Annotated in this window: 12 protein-coding genes; 10 read left to right on the top strand and 2 right to left on the bottom strand. The window is 49.8% G+C overall.

Annotated elements, in window-relative coordinates; all coding sequences use genetic code 11:
• Nucleotides 1-3: 3 nt before the first annotated feature.
• Nucleotides 4-3,084: a SusC/RagA family TonB-linked outer membrane protein gene (locus BMZ56_RS15970; RefSeq protein ID WP_090628379.1), complete on the bottom strand. Its 3,081-nt coding sequence runs from the start codon at nucleotides 3,082-3,084 to the stop codon at nucleotides 4-6.
• 153 nt (nucleotides 3,085-3,237) lie between these two features.
• Nucleotides 3,238-3,879, bottom strand: coding sequence for a response regulator transcription factor (locus tag BMZ56_RS15965; RefSeq protein WP_090628377.1), 642 nt, complete (start codon nucleotides 3,877-3,879; stop codon nucleotides 3,238-3,240).
• 556 nt (nucleotides 3,880-4,435) lie between these two features.
• Between BMZ56_RS15965 and BMZ56_RS15960 the strand changes: the two genes are divergently transcribed.
• The 10 genes from BMZ56_RS15960 to BMZ56_RS15915 all read left to right on the top strand — a co-directional run bounded on the left by BMZ56_RS15960 (nucleotide 4,436) and on the right by BMZ56_RS15915 (nucleotide 24,711).
• Complete coding sequence (locus tag BMZ56_RS15960) at nucleotides 4,436-8,620, top strand: phage tail-like protein (RefSeq protein ID WP_143072944.1); 4,185 nt, start codon at nucleotides 4,436-4,438, stop codon at nucleotides 8,618-8,620.
• Between the two features lie 32 nt (nucleotides 8,621-8,652).
• The gene (locus tag BMZ56_RS15955; protein WP_177195172.1) at nucleotides 8,653-16,092 is read left to right on the top strand and encodes a DUF8202 domain-containing protein; all 7,440 of its coding nucleotides are present in this window, start codon (nucleotides 8,653-8,655) and stop codon (nucleotides 16,090-16,092) included.
• Nucleotides 16,093-16,128: 36 nt separating this feature from the next.
• Nucleotides 16,129-16,632 (top strand): phage tail-like protein, encoded by a 504-nt coding sequence (locus tag BMZ56_RS15950; RefSeq protein WP_090628372.1) that lies wholly within the window; start codon nucleotides 16,129-16,131, stop codon nucleotides 16,630-16,632.
• Nucleotides 16,633-16,677: 45 nt separating this feature from the next.
• Nucleotides 16,678-18,240, top strand: a complete 1,563-nt coding sequence (locus tag BMZ56_RS26000) for a T9SS type B sorting domain-containing protein (RefSeq protein ID WP_090628371.1) — start codon at nucleotides 16,678-16,680, stop codon at nucleotides 18,238-18,240.
• Between the two features lie 47 nt (nucleotides 18,241-18,287).
• On the top strand, nucleotides 18,288-19,280 hold the full coding sequence (locus BMZ56_RS15940) for a PorP/SprF family type IX secretion system membrane protein (RefSeq protein ID WP_090628369.1): 993 nt from the start codon (nucleotides 18,288-18,290) through the stop codon (nucleotides 19,278-19,280).
• Nucleotides 19,281-19,344: 64 nt separating this feature from the next.
• Nucleotides 19,345-21,297 (top strand): OmpA family protein, encoded by a 1,953-nt coding sequence (locus tag BMZ56_RS15935; protein ID WP_090628367.1) that lies wholly within the window; start codon nucleotides 19,345-19,347, stop codon nucleotides 21,295-21,297.
• A 78-nt stretch (nucleotides 21,298-21,375) separates the two neighbouring features.
• Nucleotides 21,376-21,603: a hypothetical protein gene (locus tag BMZ56_RS15930; protein ID WP_090628365.1), complete on the top strand. Its 228-nt coding sequence runs from the start codon at nucleotides 21,376-21,378 to the stop codon at nucleotides 21,601-21,603.
• A 138-nt stretch (nucleotides 21,604-21,741) separates the two neighbouring features.
• Nucleotides 21,742-22,350 (top strand): LuxR C-terminal-related transcriptional regulator, encoded by a 609-nt coding sequence (locus BMZ56_RS15925; RefSeq protein WP_245893263.1) that lies wholly within the window; start codon nucleotides 21,742-21,744, stop codon nucleotides 22,348-22,350.
• A gap of 27 nt (nucleotides 22,351-22,377) precedes the next feature.
• Nucleotides 22,378-23,841, top strand: coding sequence for a cysteine--tRNA ligase (gene cysS, locus BMZ56_RS15920; RefSeq protein ID WP_090628362.1), 1,464 nt, complete (start codon nucleotides 22,378-22,380; stop codon nucleotides 23,839-23,841).
• Nucleotides 23,842-23,847: 6 nt separating this feature from the next.
• Nucleotides 23,848-24,711 carry a YybH family protein gene (locus BMZ56_RS15915; RefSeq protein WP_090628361.1) on the top strand — a complete coding sequence of 288 codons (864 nt, stop codon included), beginning with the start codon at nucleotides 23,848-23,850 and terminating at the stop codon, nucleotides 24,709-24,711.
• Nucleotides 24,712-24,755 lie beyond the last annotated feature (44 nt).

Here is a 24,755-nt window from a genome sequence, read left to right as displayed (position 1 = left end):
TTCCTAGTTGTTTGGTTGGTTATCATTAGCAAGGTGAAAATTCAGGTTCAGTCCGATAAATCGCTGGGAAGGTGACGTCAGGTCGCTGTCAGCATTCCAATCGGGATCAGCAAACCGAAAATCCTTGGTCCATAGGAATACATTTTGAGCGGTCAATGATATGCGCGCGCGACTCATTCCCCAGCGTTCGCTTAGTGAACGCGGAACCGTGTATCCGATAGCCAGCTCACGGATTTTGATGAACGTGGGATCAGTAGCGCCGAAACGTCCGTCGGCAAACCTGCGAGCATAAGTTTCATACGAAACCGGCACATCATTGGGTGCATACATGCGCGTATCCTCCGTAATACGACCGTATGGATCGAAGGAGACCGACCCGGAGACTACTTTCACCCCATTTCCGACGAAAGACTCATTGCCATTGACCACTTCGTCGTAACGCCATTGGTTATCGCTGTCCGGGTGCGAACCCGTGTCCCACATCTTATAGGCCGTATAGTTGTATAACAAGCCACCTACCCGACCATCAAAACTTAACTGAAGATCAAAATCGCGAAAGGTAAACGAATTGGTAAAACCCCATATAAATTTGGGATCGCTATACCCGATTGCGGAGGCGTATTGACCCTGCTGCGGAAGTCCACCATTGGTATGGATGACACGACCTTGCGGATCCCGCAACCAATCGGTGATCGTATAATTGTCGACTCGTCCGCCGACTTTCGTCCACAGGTTATCCGGCGAATAGACGGGATCCAACTCCTTGTAGTACTGATGCGTTGTTGCCCAATTTACCGCAGCATCCCAGGTGAAATTACGCTTTTTCAACACGCCGGTATTCAGCGACACCTCCACGCCGCGCCTGACACGCGTTTCATTCGTGTTGATTAATGTAGCGGTGAAACCCGAAGAAGCGGGTATCGTGGAGGACAGCTGCCGGTTGTAATTGAACACGTTGTAGTAGGCAAGGTCAATGGTTAAACGATTGTCGAGCATGTAAATTGCTGTGCCCGCTTCCCAGGTCCGGTTTGTTTGGGGTTTAATGACCGAAGTATTGAGTCCCGACGGATAATCGGCCGTATTCAGGCCGTCCCACGCACCTTGGGAAATGTCGTAATTCACGTTTGTCGCGTATACGCCGAGATCCTGTTTTGAAACCGCCCAGGACCCTCGGAGCTTCCACATGCCCACCCAGGTTGGCAGCTTGAAAAACTCCTCAAGAAGTATGCTCCCGGACACGGACGGGTAAAAGTACGAACGGGTCGTAATGTCTAAGGTAGAACTCCAGTCGTTCCGACCCGTCAAGTCAAGGAAAACTGCATCTTTCCAGCCAAATGAAGCTAATCCGAGCAAGCTGTTCACTTGCTTGCCATACCGGGAGGTCCACACATCCGGACGCTCCACCGAATTATTCAGTGAATACACACCCGGCACAATGAGGCCGCTGCGGGTTGCACCCGAAAGCGATTGGTCTTCATACCGGTAAATGGTTCCCCCCGCAGTGAAGTCGATGTCCAGGGTGTTAAATAGTTTCTTTTTGCCATAGTTGAAAAGCAGATCGGTATTCAAACTAAATCCACGGGATTGGTATTGGCCAAACATCCCGTTCGCATGCCATCCGCGTGTGGAAAAGATGCCCGGGGGATTGCGGCGGGTATCTTCATTGGAATAGAAGTCGTAGCCCACCCTTGCGGTTACCTTGGCACCTTCGAAGGGTTTGTAATCCGATGTCAGGTTGACATTGGTCATATTGTTTTCCCTGCCATAAAGTTTTTCGTAGGCAATCAGATAAGGATTGTCGTACCACGCCTTGTAATGCCAGTTTTGCTGTTCATTGGGCACTACCCAATAATCGCGGAATTTGGTAACGTCATATTCGGGTCCCGTCCACATCAGCAGTTGATAGATATAGCCTTGATCGCCGTATCCAGCTCCCGTAATCTGCGGGGTCATACTCCGATTATACCCGATATGGCTTTTCAATTCCAATTTTTCGCTGAGTTTCAATTGACCTGAAATCGTTGCATTCAGCCGGTTCAATTTCAGGTTTGGATATTGCCCTTTATTATAGACGTGGTTAAGCGACGCCCGCACAGAACCTATGTCACCCGACCGGGCAAAGCTGATGTTGTTGTTGGTCACAATGCCGGGTTCGAGGAAATTTTTTAAGTTATCCCTACCCCGAGAAGTCAGTTCCATCAGCTCGAACTGCTTGGTTTCCGGATTCCATTGTTCTTCCATGATGCCGACATCGAGTTTATCGCCCCACACATAGTCAATCGAATTATACGATCCGCCTAGGCCTGCACTATAGGATGTTTGCACTTCGGGTAACGCCAGGTAGCCTGCAAAAAACATGTTGTTACTATTTACGCTGATGCCGTTACCACCGCTTTTGGTCGTCACGATGATGGCACCACCACCACCGCGCACACCGTAAAGGGCCGAAGCGGTGGCGCCTTTGAGTACATCGATGCTCTCGATGTCGTCTGGAGCGATTTGCCGCAAGCCCATGTTGCCATAGGGCACGCCGTCAATCACCAACAGCGGATTACTGGATCCGCCGCGAAGCCGGATGTCGGGCGATTCGTCAAATTCAGTACTGTTTTGAATCCAGAGCCCGGCCACCTTACCGGTCAATGAGGTAGCGATATCTACGCCTTTAACCTGCTGTACTTGTTCGCCACCGATACGTTGTACCGAGTAGCCCAATGATTTTTCTTCCCTCCGAATGCCCAGTGCGGTCACTACTACTTCTTCAAGTACATCCTCCAAGCGTCCCAATTGGACGGAGATCGTGGTGCGGCCTTCGATTGGCTCCTCCCGGCTTCGATAACCAAGGTAGCTGAACACCAGTACATCGTCGGTATTGATCCCGGTAACGATGTAGCGGCCGTCGTCAGCTGAACTGACAGCGATCGAAGTGCCCCGCACACGAATGGTAACCCCGGCAATAGGGGTCCCATCCGTGGCGTCGGCCACGGTACCTGTTACGGTTTGCTGCTGCATAGCCATATTGCTGCCGGGTATTCCCGCAAGGAGCATAATGGCAAACAACCGTTGGATAAGTAAACGTTGTTTCATATTGATTTGTTATTGATTCTTTTCAATGGTAGTAGCGCACAAGGCATCCCAATTTATGTTTTTGCCTCACTCGGTAGAAAACAAAGCTCAGGATCCATGCCGTGTCAAAAATATAAACTGGCTATTGAAAATGGATGACTGTTGAAAAAAAAATCAAATCAATTCTTTGCTTCTCGCATAGGCCAATAGTTCCGTAATAGAGTTTACTTGGGCCTTTGTCATCATTTTGCGGCGGTGCGCTACAATGGTATGTTTACTGAGGTGGGCTCTAGTTGCTGTATCAATAATCGATAACCCCTGCGCAAAATAATGGAGCATTTCAAGTTCACGGGCGGTAAACGGGACGGTATCTGTAGGAAGGGACTTGGTATTAATAATTTCCCGGATAACCGGACAAATATAAAGTTGGCCTTCTGACATCGTACGCAGACAGTCTACAACGATATCGACACCACTGGACTTACTAAGAAATCCATCGGGATCGTATGTTAAAATATGGTTGATGATGCTGGGGGTACTTACGCTGCTCACTATAATGACACGTGCTTTTTTATTGATTCGACGCGTCTCGTTGATTAACGTAAGTGCATTCTTTTGGGGCAAATAGTAGTCAAGGAATAAATAGACCGGCTCATCGAAATTTTTTACCAAAAACCGCAGATAGGCCTGTTCGTCACCAACAAATACATGCACCGACTTGAAAAGTGTTAGCCGTTCAAGAACCGCAGAAAAGGATTCCGCAAACAACAAATGGTCATCATAAATGACAGCGATTGGGCTTCCTATTGGGTGCATGGGCAAATTTGTTAGTAGTGATGGAGTGTAAACGGCAGCAAAGCTAGTAATAAGTCCGAAGCATAGAAAACAGCGAACGTAGCAAAAATATGCTATTTTATTGAAAATTAATAGCAATAATTAGTTATATATAGATCCATTGTCATTTTTGTTCAATTCAAAACATTTTCTTTGTTTCTAAAGATAGGAGACATCTACCACTTCTAACCGAATTATATTAAAGCACACCATCGCACAATTGGGGTGGCAGTACGTGGAAATACCTATCAGAATATTGCCGAAAGGTTTAAAACATCTACCAACATGTATACGAATAACCAATTGCGATTTTGGATGCTTTTGATGTCATCCATCGCGTTATTAAGAGGCCAAGCACAACTGGTCCCTTCATCATGAGATAGCGTATTTTGCACTTACAGTGGCCGCTACGACATCAATAGCACAAGCCGTAAGACCTTTTCGATTCCTTATTTAACATTGAGAAGTCACGATACCCGAAATCGAACCAAATAAATGCCCGATAACGAAACAGTTCCAGGTTAATCTTTACAAAAAAATGAACAAACATCTACTACTTACTATTGCCTCCATGTTATTTGTAGGGGCATTGTTTTCGCAGCAAAAGGTAAAAGATCGTACGGTTGAAGGCAATACGCTTCCAAACGGGAATGCCATATTGGAATTGGAAAGTACCAACAAAGGGTTGCTGCATACCCGTGTGATGCTGACTAGCAGTACCGAAGCTACCCCGTTGTCGCAACACGTAGCAGGGATGATGGTATACAATACGGCGACCGCCAATGATGTCGTACCGGGTATTTACTACAACGATGGAACCAAATGGGTACTCGCTGGTACCGTTACGAATGGTGCGAACAATATTAGCTATAACCCTACTTCGTATGAGATTAGTTACGTTGACGATCAGGGGAACACCCAAACCATCGATTTGCAAGAGATTGTAAGGGCCAATGAGACGGTGACCATGCTGGCAAACAACGGAGACGGGACCTATACATATACGAGCGAGGCTGGCACGGAAACCATGATTAACGTTCCAGCCGATGTAATCAGTAACTTCGAGGAGATACTGAATAATGAAGGCGTACGAAACGAGCTAATCGAGCAACTGACCAACACCAGCGTAGGGGGCAATGTGTACTACGATGGGACGGCATTCACGTACGTGGACGGCGACGGCAATACACAGACGATCGATTTCGGGGACCTGGTGCAGGCGAACGAGACGGTGACCACGTTGGTCAGCAATGGCGGCGGCACATATACCTATACCAGCGAGGACGGCACGGCGGTGACGTTCGATGCGAACACCTCGACGGTGACGGATAACGGCGACGGTACCTACACCATTACCAATGCAGACGGCACCACGGTGACGATCGATGTGGCAGGAGATGTGCTGACGGAGTTTCAGGACAATACGAGCGATATCTACACGGAAATCCAGAACATCATCACGGCTGGCAGCGACGCGCTGGTTGATAACGGTGACGGCACGTTCACGCACACGGCGGCCGATGGCACGGAGGTGACGTTCGATGGAACCCGTTCGGATATCACGGACAACGGTGACGGCACGTATACGGTCATCGGCCAGGACGGCACCCCCGTGACGATCGATGTTACAGGCGACGTGCTGACGGACTTGCAGGACAACACGAGCGACATCTACAACGAGATCCGGAACATCATCACGGCTGGCAGCGACGCTTTGGTTGACAACGGCGACGGCACGTTCACGCACACGGCGGCCGACGGGACTGTTGTTTCCTTCGATGCGAACACCACGACGGTTATGGACAACGGCGACGGCACGTACACGGTCACCGGTGCGGACGGCACCACAGTGGTTATCGACACCCCCGGCGACGTGCTGACGGACTTGCAGGACAACACGAGCGACATCTACACGGAGATACAGAACATCGTCACAGCCAACGAGACGTTGACGGCGCTGGTTAACAACACCGACGGCACCTACACGTACTACAACGAGGCGGGGATCGACGCTGCCGGGAACCCGATCCCGGGTTCGGGGGTTGCGATCGACATCCCTGCGGACGTGATCAGCAATTTCGAGACGATCATCGGCGACGCGGACGTACTGAACGAATTGATCGAGCAGCTGACCAGCACCAGCGTGGGGGGCAATGTTTACTACGACGGCACTGCGTTCACGTATGTGGACGCTGCCGGCGACACGCAGACGATCGATCTCGGGGACCTGGTTAAGGCGAACGAGACGTTGACGGCGCTGGTTAACAACACCGACGGCACCTACACGTACTACAACGAGGCGGGGATCGACGATGCCGGGAACCCGGTCCCGGGTTCGGGCATCGTGATCGACATCCCTGCGGACGTGATCAGCAATTTCGAGACGATCATCGGCGACGCGGACGTACTGAACGAATTGATCGAGCAGCTGACCAACACCAGCGTGGGGGGCAATGTTTACTACGACGGCACGTCGTTCACGTATGTGGACGCTGCCGGCGACCCGCAGTCGATCGATTTCGGGGACCTTGTGCAGGCGAACGAGACGGTGACCACACTGGTTAACAACACGGACGGCACCTACACGTACTACAACGAGGCGGGGATTGACGACGACGGGAACCCGGTCCCGGGTTCGGGCATTGTGATCGACATCCCTGCGGACGTGATCAGCAATTTCGAGACGATCATCGGCGACGCGGACGTACTGAACGAATTGATCGAGCAGCTGACCAGCACCAGCGTTGGGGGCAATGTTTACTACGACGGCACGTCGTTCACGTATGTGGACGCTGCCGGCGACACGCAGTCGATCGATTTCGGGGACCTTGTGCAGGCGAACGAGACGGTGACCACACTGGTTAACAACACGGACGGCACCTACACGTACTACAACGAGGCGGGGATTGACGACGACGGGAACCCGGTCCCGGGTTCGGGCATTGTGATCGACATCCCTGCGGACGTGATCAGCAATTTCGAGACGATCATCGGCGACGCGGACGTACTGAACGAACTGATCGAGCAGCTGACCAGCACCAGCGTTGGGGGCAATGTTTACTACGACGGCACTGCGTTCACGTATGTGGACGCTGCCGGCGACACGCAGTCGATCGATTTCGGGGACCTTGTGCAGGCGAACGAGACGGTGACCACACTGGTTAACAACACGGACGGCACCTACACGTACTACAACGAGGCGGGGATTGACGACGACGGGAACCCGGTCCCGGGTTCGGGCATTGTGATCGACATCCCTGCGGACGTGATCAGCAATTTCGAGACGATCATCGGCGACGCGGACGTACTGAACGAACTGATCGAGCAGCTGACCAGCACCAGCGTTGGGGGCAATGTTTACTACGACGGCACGTCGTTCACGTATGTGGACGCTGCCGGCGACCCGCAGTCGATCGATTTCGGGGACCTTGTGCAGGCGAACGAGACGGTGACCACACTGGTTAACAACACCGACGGCACGTACACCTATACGAGCGAGGACGGCACGCCGACCACTTTCGACGTGACCCAAAGCGGTGTAGGTGATCCCACCACCGCCGGTACCACTGGGACAGCCGGCGATATCTATGTGGACGAAAGCACAGGCGATATCTACACGAACGATGGGACGACCTGGAAACCGGCCAATGTCAATATTTACAACAGCGACGGAGCCCTTACCGGAGATCGTATATTGGATTTGAACGGATCGAGTCTTGAATTTGCCGGCACAAACCAGCAAACCGGTTGGAGTCCAAACGGAGGCATTACTCAAAACAACCTCTTACCTTCCTCGGGATCCGCTTCTATGGGATTCTTGGGTGGGAATAACACAAATCTTTATGTACAGGCATTTTATGGGGGAAGTACGCAGGTGATAGCCAGCGGTAATGCGACCAACTTTGTAATCGGTACCGGATACACAGCAAATCCTACGTTTGTCAGATTTGACACTTCTCCGGGAGGAGGATTAGCACCAAATCCGGCAATTTACATTACTTCGGAAGGTTACCTCGGAATCGGTTCAGACGGGTTAGATGCTTCGGAAAAATTAGATGTCACTGCAGGTAATGCACGAATCCGCGATATCAATACCAATGTCGGTGCAAGCACAGACAATATTGTGGTAGCCGATGCCGATGGGGTATTGAAAACGGTAGCTACCGATGCATTTGCCATAGAACCCTGGCAAGTGCAGGGAACCACAGACAAAGCCACCGACAATGCCCAGGAAATTTACCAAACCGGTAGCATCGCCATTGGAACAAATGAAATCCCGGTTCTTTCTGTCGACGGAGAGAACCTGACTTCAACTGTCAAACTGCACGTCGATGGTAATATCACCTCCACGGGCCGACTATATACAACCAACAGTCTGTATGCCGACTATGTGTTTGAAAAATATTTTAACGGACACTCTGATCTGAATGCGAAGTACGAGTTTGCCTCGTTGAACGACGTCAAGAAGTTCATCACGAAAAATCACCATTTGCCCGGTATCACCCGGATTGCCGATTTATCGAAATCAGCAAATGGATACACGTTTGATTTAACCTCGCTCTCCATCCAGCAGCTCGAAAAAATCGAAGAGTTGTTTATCCATACCATCGAACAACAGGAATTACTGGATAAACAACAGGCGCAGCTAGAAAAGCAACAAAAAGAGCTGGCGGAGCTGAAAGAGAAACTAGCGAAAATCGAACAGTTGCTAGGTCAGCAATAAACGGTTGAAGGTAATACATGAAAGTCAAAACGATGAGAAGATTGTATTTATTAATACCGGCTGCTTTTCTGGCGTGTGTATCCCTGTCTGACGCGTATGCGCAGGCTCCCGGAGGCGTTACACCCGCTGCATGGTATAAAGCCGATGCCCCGACGACCGTTTTTGCCGACGCAGGGACCACACATGCGTCGGACAATGGTCCGGTACAGCAATGGAACGAATATTTGGGTACCGGCCACAATTTAATCCAGAATACGGTGGGATCGCGGCCGGTCTATTCCAATGCCACCACATTGGTCAACTTTAACCCCACGGTATCATTCAATGCAGACTATTTGGAATATTTTCCCACTCCCGGGGTTAATATAATAGACCGTACAAATGGAACAATGTACGCTGCAGGGTATTTTAACACCGTAGGCCCGGCCGGGATTTTGGGTTTTCATGCCTCCATGGATTATCCGGGTTTGCACACCTCCAATAATGGGCTGGATAATTTATTGTTTTATACCGGAGGCCCCGGCTACCAAGGGTTAAGTAGCAATCAGTTCGAAGATGACAGTTATTTTATTGCGGGAGCCAATTGGGAGAATGGGACGGGAGCAAGTGCGCTTTATGCTTCATCTACTGTATCGTTAAACGGTGTGAGATCGCTCTACAGTAACACGGAACTTCAGAATGCAGTGATCAATGACGCTTCCAGGGATATCAGGGTCGGATGGGATAGCAACTGGGGTGCGGTCAATGGTCAGGTAAACGAAGTGATAATTTTTGATGCTGCTTTGAACGCCGACGAAATGGATCGGGTAGAGTCTTACCTGGCCATTAAATACGGAGTTACTTATGCGTCAGGAGCGAGCGATTATAAAAATTCTTCTTCCGCTATCATTTGGAATGCCGCCGATAACGCAACCTACAATCAGCATATTTTGGGAATCGGAAGGGACGATGGTTCGGAATTATACCAAAAGCAAGCCAAAAGCACCAATCAAGGCCAGCAATTAATCATCGGTGCCGGAAATACACTTTTCAATACCAATGCGGCCAATACCAACATCCTTGCCGACGGACAGTTCCTATTGGTGGGGAACAATGGCTTGGACCAACAATTAAATGTCCCTTTAGTCTATACCGCCGGAACCAATGGTGAAACCAATTTCCGTTTTGAGTCGATCTGGAAAGTAGAGAATACGGGTAATATGGGTGCAGTAACGATCGCCTGGCCGAAGCGAATGAGTAATCTGTATTTGGTGCAATCAACCGATGAAACCTTTGAAGATACCGATACGTTTACTCCGATGACCGATGAAGTTACGGTAAATGGAGTCGAATATAATACAGCAACCGTAGTACTGGCGGATGGAGAGTTCTTTACACTTGCCGGGTATGCCTACGCCCCCGGTGGCGTAACGGAAGGCTTATTGATGTGGCACAAAGCAGACGACGGAACGGCAATTGCGGGGGCAAAGGCCAGTTGGGCCGACCTTTCCGGAAACGGCCGGGAGGTTACCCAAACCAACAACACGACTTACGAACCCAATTTGATCCTTGATGCCGTTCATGCAGCCGATAATCAAAACTACTTCTTGAATTTTAATCCGTTCTATTACTTTGATGGGGGAGATTTTTTCTATCGGGACGCGGGTGCAATAGGCGATTATTTCCCCGCAAGCGGCCAAGGCTCCGTGTATGGTGTTATGTTTGATAATGGGGATGTGGGGAATTGGCGCACGCCCTACGGCTGGGGCGATGACGAACCCAACCTGAACAGAAGGGACGACCGGTACTCGGTATGGCGTGACAATGGCATCGTAATGGAGGAGGGTTTATCACTTACCGCGATCGGAGCCCACATCGGAGGAATGGCGTGGAAAGGAACGGGAGCGGTAAACAATGGCGTTTACCTGAATTTTAACGGGGCAACTTATGGCAACACAACCACGCACATCGGATCCATTGATGATCGCTATTTCGCCATCGGGTCAGAAGCGGTATTTCTGACAGGGGCTGGTAATGAGCGATTTATTGGTGGATTGCCCGAAGTGTTTGCCTATAGCGTCGACCATGAAAATTCAACAGGTGATGAAAAGTTACGGATCAACTCCTACCTGGCGATCAAATACGGCATTACGTTGAAAAATAGCGCTGGAACAAGCACTTCAGACTATTTGAGTAGCGATGCGGTCAACGTATGGAATGCCACCGCCCATAGTACGTATGGCAACAATGTTTTTGGTATTGCAAGGGATAATACGTCTGCATTACACCAGAAGCAATCCCGAAGTGCAAATAATAACCAAAAGCTAGTCATAGGAAACGGGAGTTCGCTTTTCAATACCAATGCCGCCAATACCAATGATCTTGTAGAGGGGCAATTCTTCATGGTGGGTGATAATGGCCAAAAACAGGTGCTTACAGAGATACTGGCCCATCCGGGTGCACCGGGAGGAGCGGTCAATTATCGTTTCCAATCGGTATGGAAGGTCCAAAATACGGGCGGCGTTGGCACAGTAACAATGGCCTGGCCCGTGGGGATTGCTAATTTGCATGTGGTGCGCTCTACCGATGCAACGATCGATATGGCGGACGACTTCATTCCGATGGCGGGGCTAACGACCATCAACGGGCAGGATTATAATACGGCTACCATTGCGCTTAATGATGGCGAGTACTTTACCCTTGCCGGATATGCCTTCGCACCGGGGGGGGTTTTGGCCGACCTGCGCATATGGCTTAAGGCAAACCAGGGATTTGCCGCAGATACTTGGGTCGACCATTCCATAGCGGATAATGATTATACCCAAACCAATAGCAACCGCCAACCTTTCGTGGCAGCCGAGGCATTTAATTTCAATCCGGTTGTCGATTTTGGCGGTAGTGCATCGGCCGACGGACGCTTCATGGTCGTGCCAGCCGGAAAGCCTTTTTCCGCCAACGGGTTAAGCGGCACATTCTTCACCGCTACGCTAACCCGCCCCGGAGGAACCAGTGGCTATCGGGACATCTTAGGCTTTGGCGGGACTACACCGACGGCAGGGCTAGGAAACGCGAACCTTCCCACAATAACAAAGTTGAACAATGATATTGTATTGTATAACTCCACCACGTCGGCATTCCCCAATGCGTATCCTGATAATGAATTCTTACTGACCGATGTATCCTATACGGTTGATGTCGCCGGTATAAAATATGGACTGAACGGAAGGGATGCCGCTACTACGCAAACCCGAACAGCGGGCAACTCCCTGCTGGCCAATGGGAGTATACTCGGTTCGCAAGGCGAAGTAAACAACGGCGTAATCGGGGAAGTGATTGCCTACGAAAGGGACCTGACCCCCCTGGAAAAACAACGGGTCCGCTCCTATATCGGAATCAAATATGGCGTCACACTGCGGGACGATGCGGGCCAGGGTTTTGACTACTTGGATGCGGAAGAAAATAATGTTTGGCCAGGCACAACGGCCAATTCAGCTTATCACAACAATGTCTTTGGCATAGCCCACGACCAACTTTCGGCGCTGCATCAGAAACAATCCAATAGCATCAACCCCGGGCAGAAACTTGTTATTGGGCACGGCAGCTCCCTGTTTGCCATGAATGCTGACAATACCAAAGACCTTGCAGAAGGGCAATTCCTGGTAGTAGGAGACAACGGCTTGAAACAGCAACTGACGACACCGTTGGCCTACACAGCCGGGGCCAACGGGACAACCAACTTCCGGTTTGAAGCCCTTTGGAAAGCTCAAAATACGGGTGGTGTAGGAACCGTAACGATCGCTTGGCCAAAGGGCATTGAGAATTTATATGTGGTGCAATCTGCCGATGAAATCATTGATGTTACGGACGCGTTTACGCCGATGGCTAATGAGGTAACCGTTAATGGCGTAGTATACAACACCGCTACGGTAACGCTCGCTAACGGCATATATTTTACCTTCGCTGGGTTTGCCTATGCACCGGGGGGCGTAGCGAGAAATCTGTCGTATTGGTACAGGGCGGATAAACTGGCTACCCATACCGGCACCGGAACAGATGTGACTTCTTGGACCGATTTCTTTGGGAATACGGTTGCGTCTGCGGTTGGTGGAAATCCTTTGCCTAACTTTAAAGATGGAGAAGAAACGTATTTTAACTTTAATCCAGGGATTAATTTTACAACCATTAATGAAACCATAGGAACGCGATCTGTACAGACCATTTTCAATGAGAATAATGACCTTTTTATGGTCACTAAAGAAGGAATGACCTGGGCAGGTAGCCCTAATCCTCACTTCTTTAGTATAGGGATGGATAATACGACTACCACAATAGCTAATTGGGACTATTTAGGTATTTGGCCGAGTAATAATGTAGAAAGAAGGGTATATCAGGGAGGTACAAACTTCCCGGCTGTTAATCCCGGCCACGATGCTAATATTACCAGTATTATGTACTATAATTTCCTCAACCAGCCATATAGCAGAGGATTGAATGGTGCCGCTAATGGTGCTATCTATGATGGCCCCGGGCCAATGGGAGTCCCGTTAGGCGGGCATATTTTTGGTTCTACAAGATGGACAGGCAGTGGTAGTGATAATGGTGGATTCGTTGGTAATATTGCCGAAACCGTTATCTACGGACAGGGAAATATAACTTCTATAGAAAGAAGAAGAGTAGATTCATATTTAGCGATCAAATACGGCGTTACTTTAGGTAGAGTGGCAACAGATCACTACCTCTCATCTACCGAAGCCATCATTTGGAACGGTACCGAAAATACGGTTTATAACAACCATATTTTTGGCATTGGACGTGATGATATTTCAGGTTTCGAACAAAGGGTTTCGAAAAGTGTCAATCCCGGTACCATCCTCACCATCGCTAAAAACAACGATTTTACGTCGAGTAATTTAGATCCGAGAACATCGTTTACTAATGATTTGACCTATTTTATCTTAGGGGATAACAACGTTACCACCACACCGACCCATACGATTACACTGCCGGGAGGTCTGGGCGTTACCAATATGGCAGTTATTGACAGAAAATGGCTTTCACAACGTACACAGTTGGCAGATGACGTTTATTTCCGAGCAGACTTGTCCGCTTATGGTGTAGAATTCGCCGTATCGAGCAATGAGATTTACATGGTCATTGCCGACGACGACAGTTTCACGGAGAATGTAGAGATTACCCCGGGAACATTTGTGGACGGAAAGTGGGTGTTTTCACACAATTTCAATACCGAAAATACCAGCCGATACCTTACGTTCGGTTACAGCGATGACCCTGTAACGGGCAATCCGTTTTTGTGCACTGATGCAATGTATTTGGCGCAATCATCGGGCGGATCGAACACCACCTTGTACGTTATTAATACCTCTACCAATCCGCTGACTTATGACCCGATAGGCGTCACGTCAGACGTGCTTTATAATGCAATGGGTTTGCGCGTAGCAGATGGATACATCTACGCCCTGTTAAACGCTTCGAACCAGTTGCTGAAGATCAGTGCGGATGGTACCTATGAAAATCTGGGAGCCGTTGCCGGACTTCCTGTAGCATCTTACAATAACGGGGAGATGGATGATGCGGATAATTTTTACGTAATGAGTACGACCGGGTCAACAACTTCAGACAAGATGTATAATATAGACATCGCAACGATGTCCGCTACGGAAATCGACCTGACAAGTAGCATTAATCCGTCAGATATAGCTTATAGTCCCCATGATGGACTTTTATATGGTGTAAATAACAACGGATACCTTATCTCGATCGATCCTACGAACGGTACGGTAACCTTTATCGGAACCGCGACAGGAGGACAACCGTTCGGAGCGATGATGGGATCAAGTACCGGCGAACTCTATGGGGTGAGCAATTCCGGAGGTTTTTACCAGTTCAATCTTACCGATGGAACCCGTTTGCAGTTATCCAGCTCTCCTGTGAGTTCCGGAAACGAAGGCGCGCACTGTGTGACCGCGCCCATTACTTTTGAAGTAGATCTTTCCGTTACGATAACAGATGGAGCCGACACGTATACCCCCGGAACCACGATTACCTATACCGTGGTCGTTACCAACAACGGGCCGTTCGGGGTAATGGATGCACAGGTTGCCGATGCCTTGCCCGCAGGTATTCCTGCCGCAAATGTGAGTTATACAGCGGTAGCTTCTTCCGGAGGCACAACTTCGGTGACGGGTACGCAAACCGGTGCGATCGATGATTTGGTGTCAGTGCCACCCGGCGGAACGGTGACCTACACCGTAACGGTTGATATACCCGCTTCATATACCGGAGATCTCGTCAATGAAGTGGCCGTGACATTGCCGGTAAATGCCACAGACCCGAACTTAACGGACAACAATGCCTCCGATGTAAATACGTCCGTGTGTTCAGGCCTCGATTCAGATGGAGACGGTATCGCGGATATGTGCGATCTGGATGACGACAATGATGGTATCCTGGACACAGATGAATGTCCGGATCTATATGTTGTAAGACCTGTAACTACGGCTTCTATCACCGTAAACGGAACCATTACAAGCGGAAATGCGCAACAACTGGTTGATGGAGAAGGGGCAGGCGGAACCGGATCGGGGCCTTTCCCAAATTGGTATACAAATGTTGGTAATCTACCCATTGAATTTGCTATGGATTTGCAGACTCCTTCCATTATTGACCATATCAAATTGTACGGCCCTTGGGGAATTAATGAATGGATAGACGAATTTAGGGTTGAATTATATGATGATAGCGATGTGCTTCTAGGAACCGAGAATTTAACTGCGCCTGATCAGTATGTCAGCGGGGTAATACTAAGCTTTACACAAGAGTATACCGACGTTTCGCATATCGAATTTACGATCATTTCCAGCCAAGGCTATAGTTCCGCCGATCCCGAGCGGGCATCCGTGAATGAAATCGTGTTCCTGGATTTTCAGCCATGTGACACCGATGGTGACGGAATCCCGGATTACCTGGATTTGGATTCGGATAATGACGGCTGTCCGGACGCCCTGGAAGGTGATGAAAATGTCACGCTTGCCGACTTGAATCCCGATGGCAGCATTAATATAGGCGAAACCGGAGGGGTTGACAGCGATGGAATCCCCAACCTCGTCAATACCGGCGGAGCAGCAGATGACGGCGGTGACGCGGGGCAGGGGATAGGTGCAGCCCAAGATCCGCTTACCAATACGTGTGTTACTTACTGTGTACAACCGGGTGCTACAGGTACCCCAACGGAGTTTACGCAAGTTGGCGTATCCGATAGGGAAGGTTTCGGGTCGAACTGGCCGGAAAGCGTGCCGAATGGGTTCATTGCCATCGAATCGGAAACAAATGGTTTTGTGATTACGCGGGTGCAGCAGGTGAGTGACATCGCCGATCCGCAGGAAGGCATGCTGGTCTATGAAATGGCCGACCAATGCCTCAAACTGTATAACGGAACAGGCTGGAATTGTATCCAACGCAGTTGCAACGAATAAAAAAGAAGTCAGGATTAAAAATATAAAATCGTTGAAATGATGAAGATATCAGTTTTATTACTTGTTGTAGGTTATTTCGGTGGTTCGTTGGCCCTCGGCCAAACAGCCATTGGAAAACGAACCGCAGATGGCGATGGGGTATTGGATTTCGCCTCCGGTACCACAAAGGGAATCATTCTCCCGGCCGTAGAAACGTTACCTGCAACACCCGCAAATGGAACGTTCGTGTACGATAAGAATGCCCAAATGGTCAAAGTGTTTACAAACGGCGCTTGGATGAACCTGTCGGATGAGGGAGATAACAGTGCCGTATTACCCTATTCGGGTACGGCGAACGGGAAGCAGACAGTTATCGGTGCGAAAAGCACCGAAGTGGATGGGGTGCTGGTGCTCGAAGCGACCGATAAAGCGTTAATACTTCCGAAAGTGGCGTCGCCCCATCTAAACGTGCCCAGCCCTTATCCGGGGATGATGTGCTACGATACGGATGCCAAGGCGCTGGCTGTTTATGACGGCTCGGTGTGGAGTTATTGGAAATAGGGTTAAGCAACAGCAGTTGGAGGTGACGCTGAAAAATCGATTCACATGATAAAATTTTCACGACATATAATCACCCTTGTAGCTATACTGGTGCTGTTTTCGGCGGCCAGCTTCGCCCAGACGGGCTCGGACAGCGAAACAGCAGACAACGCGTCCGTGAGCGTGGCGCCCGGCACGGTCGAGCTCCGCTTTTCGGAGACTACCTATTTCGGTCCGAATAGCCAGTGGGAAATCCATGGTACGTTGGAAATCTGGAGTAAAAACATATGGATAGCACCCTCGGCAACCTTCACGGGTACGGGGCGGATCATTATCCATGATCCGAGCACGAACCCTTATTACGGGGATATCGACGCCGGTCCGACAAGGATAGACGGCAACGGCGCGGCCTTCCTGGACGTGGACATCGAACTACGTAACCCTGCTAACCTGGTGCTGGCGGATTTGGAAGATCCGGGCTATGGAACGGCCAATGGCAGTGGTGCGGCGGCTGCCGCCCTGAACATCGGTAAGCGGTTTACGTTTGCCATAGATGGGGGTGATATACTACTTAACGGCCATGACCTCGGCGTAGGCCCGGAGGGCGGGTTTGAAGACTACAACAGCAACCGAATGGTGGTAACGGGCAATAGTACGGTGGGGCACGTGGTGAAGCACTACGGCAATACCCAGCCGTTCGTGTTCCCGGTGGGTATCGCTGAGGGCGACTACACCCCCGCCACACTTTCGCCGGCAGCTACCGCCACCTTATACGTGAGTGTACAGGATTACCTTGCGGCAGATATCGACCTATCGGAAGCCGAACGGGGGATGGATCGTATCTGGCATATTTTTGCTGACGAGGGAGTGAGCACCACATACACTTTGCAACATAACACCATTACAAATGGCAGCGCTTACATGGATGCCGATGCCCAGATCGTGCAGTATGCCGGAAGCGGCAACTGGCTGGGCGACGTAACGACGCTGGAAGCAGCCGGCGTACACACGCGGGCAGATATCCTCACTGTGACCGGGGTAACCGATGAGGGTAGTTGGTTTACCAAGCTAACGGAGAAGGAGGATGTCGGACCCGAAGCTAATAACGGTGTCGCAACCGTCGTCTCGGGGGAATCTACACAGATCAATGTACTAGAGAACGCCCTTCCTGGTAGCAGCCCGATTGTGGTGGGTAGCGTGCGCGTTGTCCGTCAGCCCAGCAATGGCACGGTCGAGGTAAATGCCGACGGTAGCATCACGTATACGCCGAACCCCGGTTTTGTTGGCGAAGATAGCTTCGAGTTTGAAATTGCCGACGAAAATGGCCTAGTGTCATCGGCCAAGATTACAATTACGGTAACCCCCAAACCACTCCGGATACCGAACGTGTTTACGCCCAATGGCGACGGACAAAACGACGTGTTCGAGATCGAAGGCATTGAGGCCTTCGACCGCATCGAGGTGATTGTGGTGAACCGTTGGGGTAACGAGGTGTACCGGAATGACAACTACAAGAATGACTGGAATGGTGGCGACCTCAATGAAGGCACGTACTACTATCGACTGACCACCCACAAGGGAAGTGAGCGAGCGCAGTACACGGGATGGTTATTGATAAAAAGACAGTGAAACGGGTGAATGATAATTGAAAGTGAATTATGAGAAATATCATTAAAATGTCTACCATGATGTTGATGTTGAGTATAGGTAAGTTAACCTATGCCCAGCAAAACATCCAGTTCACACAGTACATTTTCAATTCGATGAGTGTCAACCCGGCGTATGCTGGGTACAAGGAAGAGTGGTTTGGACAGTTGGGGCTTCGCAGCCAGTGGGTGGGCTTAGATGGGGCACCCCAGACCGGCCTGCTGTCCGTCGATGGTATCGTTGATCCGGCCAATAAACGGCATGGACTAGGGATGCAGCTCACGGCCGACAAGCTCGGCCCGCAGGCCGCCACCTCGGCTTATGCCAACTACGCCTTCCGGCTGCGGCTGGACGAGGAGGATACACAGCGGCTGAGCTTCGGCATCGGTGCCGGGGTGACGCAGTATAGCCTGGACGGGTCGGTGCTTGACCCGATCGAAGGGGGGGACCGGGTCGTGCCTGCTGGCAAAATCAGCAACTGGGTGCCGGATGTCCGCTTCGGTGTGTATTACTACAATCCGAGGTGGTATGCAGGGGTTTCGGTGATGGACCTGTTGTCGGGCGATCAGAGTAACAACATCTTCCGCTGGGACAATACCACCACGGATAACATCCGCAGACGGCGGCACATGTACTTCATCGGCGGAGCGCTATTCAACCTGAACAGGGGGCTGGACTTCCGGCCCAGCCTGCTGGTGAAGGAAGATTTCCGGGGTCCGACGAGCCTGGATTTAAATGCGATGTTCATCTTCGGCAGGCGGTTTTGGCTGGGCGCGGGCTGGCGCACAGGTATTACCGTTTTCAAGCGTGAGTACAACCGGGTGAGCGGCAATAGCCTGAGCGGGCGCAACTCGTTTTCTGCGGTTACGCAGATTTACCTGACGGATGCGCTGCGGATCGGCTATTCGTATGACCATATCGTGAGCCGGCTGAGCAGCATTCAGAACGGATCGCATGAGATCACCCTGGGCATTACATTCGGTCGGCGGTATAACCGCTTGCTGAGTCCGCGTTTTTTTTAAGGGGAGATGTGAGATATGAGACGTGAGATATGAGACACTAGATATTAGACATTAGACAGTTACCATGAGATACGATCTGCAACCATTATTTTTTTTGACGCTCCTGCTTTGCATGGGTGGGGTTGCCTTTTCACAGGAACAGCCCAGCCTGCGCGATCGTGCAGACGAACTATTCAGGAAGTACGAGTATGCAAATGCCGCCGCGTTGTATGTGAAGCTGGTGGATACCAAACGCCCCCGACTACAGGACCTGGAACGGTTGGGGTACAGCTATGTGCAGATGAACGACTATGAATCGGCTGAGAACTGGTACGCTCGTGTTGTGGAAATGGCAGGCTCGGAAGCGGGCAATCACTTGTTGTACGGAGACGTGCTTAAAGCAAACGGAAAATATGTGGAGGCCAAACAGCAATTGGAGGAATACGCCAGGGAGACCGGCGATGCGGAGGCAGTTGCCGTGGCGATTGCGGGCTGTGATTCTGCTGTCGTGTGGATGGCCGACCCAACGGTTCACCAGCTGCGGAATGAAGGCATCAATACGTCGCTGTCGGAATTTTCGGTATTTCCAATCGGGGACCATGTATACTATACGGGTGAACCGGATGGATATATGCAAGGCGCTGGCCGATATGGCTGGACGGGCCATTCGTTCCTTCGTGTTTATACAGCCGATCGCCAGGCAGACAACACCCTCACGAACTCCGTATTAGCTATTGAATCACTAAACAATGCCCCCTACCACGTAGGTCCAGTTGCTGCGAATGCCACTGGCGATACCCTATATGTGACGCGGACGTATCCCGGTAAAGACGGCAGCATAACCAAAGAGGCTGGTGGGAAGTACCGGACGCAAAAGCTTGAGGTGTATGTCTATACCCGGCTTCCGGACGGTACATGGTCGGTAGAGCCCTTCGTATACAACAACGTTTCGGAATACTCGATAGGCCATGTGGCGTTGAGCGGGGATGGGAAAATCCTGTACGTTGCAAGCGACATGCCGGGGGGGCAAGGTGGTACTGACATTTGGTATTGTGAAAGGCAGGGTGACGGCAGATGGGGAGAGCCCGTGAACGCCGGCGGAGCCATTAACAGTGCCGGGGATGAGCTGTTTCCAAACATCGGGCTAGAAAACACCCTCTATTATTCGAGCGACGGCTTCGCAGGAATGGGCGGATTGGATGTTTTCCGGTCGACCGGCGAAAAGGCGACGTGGGACAAACCGGAGAACCTGCGCTATCCTGTGAATTCATCGGGCGACGATTTTGCCTATCTGACGACATACGACGGTGAGGAAGGCATGGCGGGCTATCTTTCCTCTAACCGGAAAGACGGTAAAGGCCGGGATGATGTCTATTCCTTTACTTATGAGAAACCTAAGATCATCATTATCCTGAAAGGAACTACGTCGGATAAGGCCAGTGGTGAGCGCTTACCTGCCACTATCGTAACACTATATGACGGCAGGCGTGAGATTGTAGCCAAAAAGAATAGCTATGATGCCGGAGCGTTTGAGTTTATACTTGATGGGAACCGGACCTATACGGTATTGGGGCAAAAGACGGGGTACCACGCGGATTCCGCGAAAATAAGCACGGTCGGGATCACTAAATCCGACACGTTGGAAGTCGCCTTGCTCTTGGAACCCGTTTTCGAAGTGGGCAAAACCTTCGAGTTAGAAAACATATACTACGATTTCGACAAACACAATATCCGGCCAGATGCGGCGGTGATATTGGATGAATTGGTACGCACAATGCGAGACAATCCGACACTGAAGATCGAGTTGTCGAGCCATACGGACAGCCGCGGCAGTGACACATATAATGAAGCGTTGTCACAACGCAGAGCCCAGTCGGCTGTCGATTATTTAGTGAGCCGGAGCATTGCCCGTGATCGCATGGTGGCCAAGGGGTACGGCGAAACTAAGCTGGTGAATCGTTGTGCCGATGATGTGCCGTGTAGCCGTGAAGAACACCAAGCCAACCGCAGGACTGAGGTAACCGTACTGGCGTATTAGGAATGTGCTGTTAACTAATCACGGCTAGATATGGCACAATGAAGAATCAGGATGCTACCACATCTCCTTTAACGATAAATGAAAGTAATGAAGTACACTATGACGCGTCTATCTGAAGATGAATGTTATGAAATCCTTCGTCAAATTGATATCAAGATTGCGATTGATTATTTTGGCGTTGCCGAATTATTGGATCATATCGAAGATTCTGTGATAAAGAGCTACTTGATAAATAATCAGGAAGACGCCGCTGTGTTTGGGGCGGAAACGCTGCCAAAGCCTGTAGTAAGATTAAAGGTGGGATAAGGATAGATTCATGCAAAGTCAACCGAAGGGGTAAGGTAACAGTATTTGTATCGTAGGCTCTATATGGAGGCAGACAGGTAAGAAAGTTGTTGATTAGATGTTGATATGAGGGTGATTATTAAAGAGTCTTATTCTGTGATGAGAATAGGGTTAATACATTTACTAAAAGATTATTGCCCTTGTGAGATTATCAGCTGTGCTGATGTTTCCCAAACAATCGAAGCTATTAGCGAATCAAGGCAACAAATTGATTTGCTGGTGTTTGGAATGCATACGGATGAAGTGGCAGATATAAAAAGGTTATTGGTGACAGCCAAGCCACAGGTACAGCGTAATGATATACGTGTTTTGGTCATATCGGAAATGTGTGAATCTGTATATGCCCCGCTATGTATTTCCGCGGGAGCAAAAGGATTTATATCCCCGCACGAGTCTGTAGAGGTGGTGCTCGCTGCAATAAAGGCAATTTTATTAGGTGGAATGTTTGTAAATCGTCTGCTCGCTAGGCATCCGGTCATGCAGCAAATAGTTCATAAAGGTGAATTGAATATCTTCGACCTATTTTCCGGCCGAGAACAAGAAATAGCGGAGTATCTTTTGAAAGATATTCCCCTTCAGGATGTTGGTGACAAATTGAATCTTAGTTATACGACTGTTGCAACCTATCGGGACAGGATCTTGAAAAAGGCAAATGTAAAACAGATTTCACATTTAAGTAAACTGATCGGTCAGAGGCATGAATCGTAATCGTATTTATTTCGTATTTTCGCGCCCATGGATAACCGTTTGGTTCTTTACAATACGTTAACAAGAAAAAAAGAGAAGTTCGAGCCACTGAATCCGCCCTTTGTGGGGATGTATGTCTGTGGCCCCACCGTATACAGCGACGTGCATCTGGGGAATTGCCGCACGTTTGTATCTTTCGATCTTATATTCCGTTATCTTACTCATCTGGGCTACAAAGTTCGTTACGTGCGTAATATTACGGACGCTGGACACCTGGAAGGCGATAACGACGAGGGAGATGACAAGTTTGCCAAAAAGGCTAAGTTGGAGCAACTGGAACCCATGGAGATTGTCCAAAAGTATACGCTGGGATTCCACGAGGTACTACGGCTGTTCAATACGTTACCGCCCAGCATTGAGCCGACCGCTACCGGCCATATTTCCGAACAGATTACCATGGTCCAACATATCCTGGAACAGGGCTATGCCTACGAGGTAAATGGAACGGTATATTTCGATGTAGAAAAGTACGTGAAGGAATACGATTACACCGTTCTTACTAACCGGAAATTGGATGATTTGCTGAATAATACGCGTGAATTGAACGGGCAGGACGAAAAACGGGGTCGGCTCGATTTTGCCTTGTGGATCAAAGCTAAACCGCAACATATCATGCGTTGGCCGTCGCCGTGGGGAATAGGTTTCCCGGGATGGCACATCGAGTGTTCGGCAATGAGCCGAAAGTATTTGGGCGATCAGTTTGATATCCATGGGGGCGGAATGGATCTTGCTGCAACACACCATACCAATGAAATTGCGCAATCTCAGGCTTGCAACCACACCCAGCCTGCCAAATATTGGATGCATACCAACATGCTGACGGTAAACGGCACGCGCATGTCCAAATCTGCAGGCAATGGTTTTCTGCCCCACGAACTTTTCAGTGGTTCTCATCCGTTGCTGAAACGGGGGTACTCGCCCATGGCCGTGCGCTTTTTTATGTTGCAGGCGCACTACCGGAGTACACTCGATTTCTCGAATGACGCGTTGGATGCGGCGGACAAAGGATACAAACGGCTGATGAATGCGATGGCGTTACTGCCTAAGCTTAAGGCGACGGGTAAGAAAGGGAATAGCGATGTAGATGCGCTGAAACAGCGGTGCTATGCCGCGATGAACGACGATTTCAATAGCCCTGTCTTAATCGCAGAATTGTTTGAGGCCGTCCGCATTGTCAACAGTGTATATGACGGTAAACTAACGATTGATCCGTCCTCATTGGAAAATTTAAACACCCTGATGCAGCATTTTGTGCACGATGTGCTGGGTCTCTTGGATGACAACACCGGATCCGATGATTTTGAAAAATTACTGGAAGTCATCATCGGGCTTCGTAATGAAGCCAAACAAAATAAAGACTATACGATGTCCGACCGCATACGGGAAGGACTGAATGCGATGGGTATCCAACTCAAGGACAGCAAAGAGGGGACGCTTTGGAATAAGATTTGATAGGTTATGAAAGATATTACCCGGATTTGTGTATCCATCTATTTTCTTTTTTTGGCGACCCCCGTTGCTGCACAGGTACTCGGAAAGGTAGGCAGTTTGCTGGCTGCAGATCGGACGGCTGCCCGGCTTTCGGCAGCTAAGGGGCCCTATACGGCATTACGATCAATCGTTGATGATAATTCATTGTTTTTTACCCCTTCGCCCGTAGGAGCGTTGGAATACCTGGACAATCGGCCTAACATCCCCGACGTGATGACATGGAAGCCCGCCTTCGCTGCGGTAGCTAAAAGTATGGAGTGGGGAGTAACCGCAGGACCATTCTCTTTTCAACGTGTTGGGGCGATAAAACGATATGGAGAATATCTCACCGTGTGGCATCGCGACCGCAAAGGCAACTGGAAGATCAACCTGCGCGCGCAGATCGAACACAAAGGAGGCAAAGAAGAAGCTGAACTCAGTTACATCGAGCCCGACGATGCGGATTATACCAGGTTTAGAACCAAAGAACGGATTCAACAACGCAAGGAAATTGTACTTAGCAACGACCAATTACTTTCTGCTGTATTGAAATCGGACGCATCCATTGCTTACGGTGAATTTCTGGCAGACGACGCCCGCTTTTATTTTCCGTGGAATACGCCGATTGTGGGGAAAGAAAATATCTTGTCGTTTGTGAAAAAGCAGGATATGGCCATTCAAGCCGAATCATTGGTTGCAAACCGGTCTTACAGTGGGGAACTCGCCTATTCTTACGGAACTGCCACCGTAGCAATGAAAACCGAACAATTGAAATGCAATTACGTCCGGATTTGGCAATTGCAACCCGATTTTCAATGGCGGGTAATTATCGAAATGCTCTTTGAAGCGTGATTAGTTGCGGAGTCCTGATTTGCAAAGTTGCTGATTCGCAGCTA

Origin of the sequence: Parapedobacter indicus (assembly GCF_900113765.1) — a bacterium.
Taxonomy (GTDB): domain Bacteria; phylum Bacteroidota; class Bacteroidia; order Sphingobacteriales; family Sphingobacteriaceae; genus Parapedobacter; species Parapedobacter indicus.
This window is presented reverse-complemented; position numbering and strand designations above follow the sequence as displayed.

Bases quoted from the DNA above. Each gene is read 5' to 3' on its own strand.
- BMZ56_RS15970 (WP_090628379.1), bottom strand. From the start codon at position 3,084: ATGAAACAACGTTTACTTATCCAACGGTTGTTTGCCATTATGCTCCTT.
- BMZ56_RS15965 (WP_090628377.1), bottom strand. From the start codon at position 3,879: ATGCACCCAATAGGAAGCCCAATCGCTGTCATTTATGATGACCATTTG.
- BMZ56_RS15960 (WP_143072944.1), top strand. From the start codon at position 4,436: ATGAACAAACATCTACTACTTACTATTGCCTCCATGTTATTTGTAGGG.
- BMZ56_RS15955 (WP_177195172.1), top strand. From the start codon at position 8,653: ATGAGAAGATTGTATTTATTAATACCGGCTGCTTTTCTGGCGTGTGTA.
- BMZ56_RS15950 (WP_090628372.1), top strand. From the start codon at position 16,129: ATGATGAAGATATCAGTTTTATTACTTGTTGTAGGTTATTTCGGTGGT.
- BMZ56_RS26000 (WP_090628371.1), top strand. From the start codon at position 16,678: ATGATAAAATTTTCACGACATATAATCACCCTTGTAGCTATACTGGTG.
- BMZ56_RS15940 (WP_090628369.1), top strand. From the start codon at position 18,288: ATGTCTACCATGATGTTGATGTTGAGTATAGGTAAGTTAACCTATGCC.
- BMZ56_RS15935 (WP_090628367.1), top strand. From the start codon at position 19,345: ATGAGATACGATCTGCAACCATTATTTTTTTTGACGCTCCTGCTTTGC.
- BMZ56_RS15930 (WP_090628365.1), top strand. From the start codon at position 21,376: ATGAAAGTAATGAAGTACACTATGACGCGTCTATCTGAAGATGAATGT.
- BMZ56_RS15925 (WP_245893263.1), top strand. From the start codon at position 21,742: ATGAGAATAGGGTTAATACATTTACTAAAAGATTATTGCCCTTGTGAG.
- cysS (WP_090628362.1), top strand. From the start codon at position 22,378: ATGGATAACCGTTTGGTTCTTTACAATACGTTAACAAGAAAAAAAGAG.
- BMZ56_RS15915 (WP_090628361.1), top strand. From the start codon at position 23,848: ATGAAAGATATTACCCGGATTTGTGTATCCATCTATTTTCTTTTTTTG.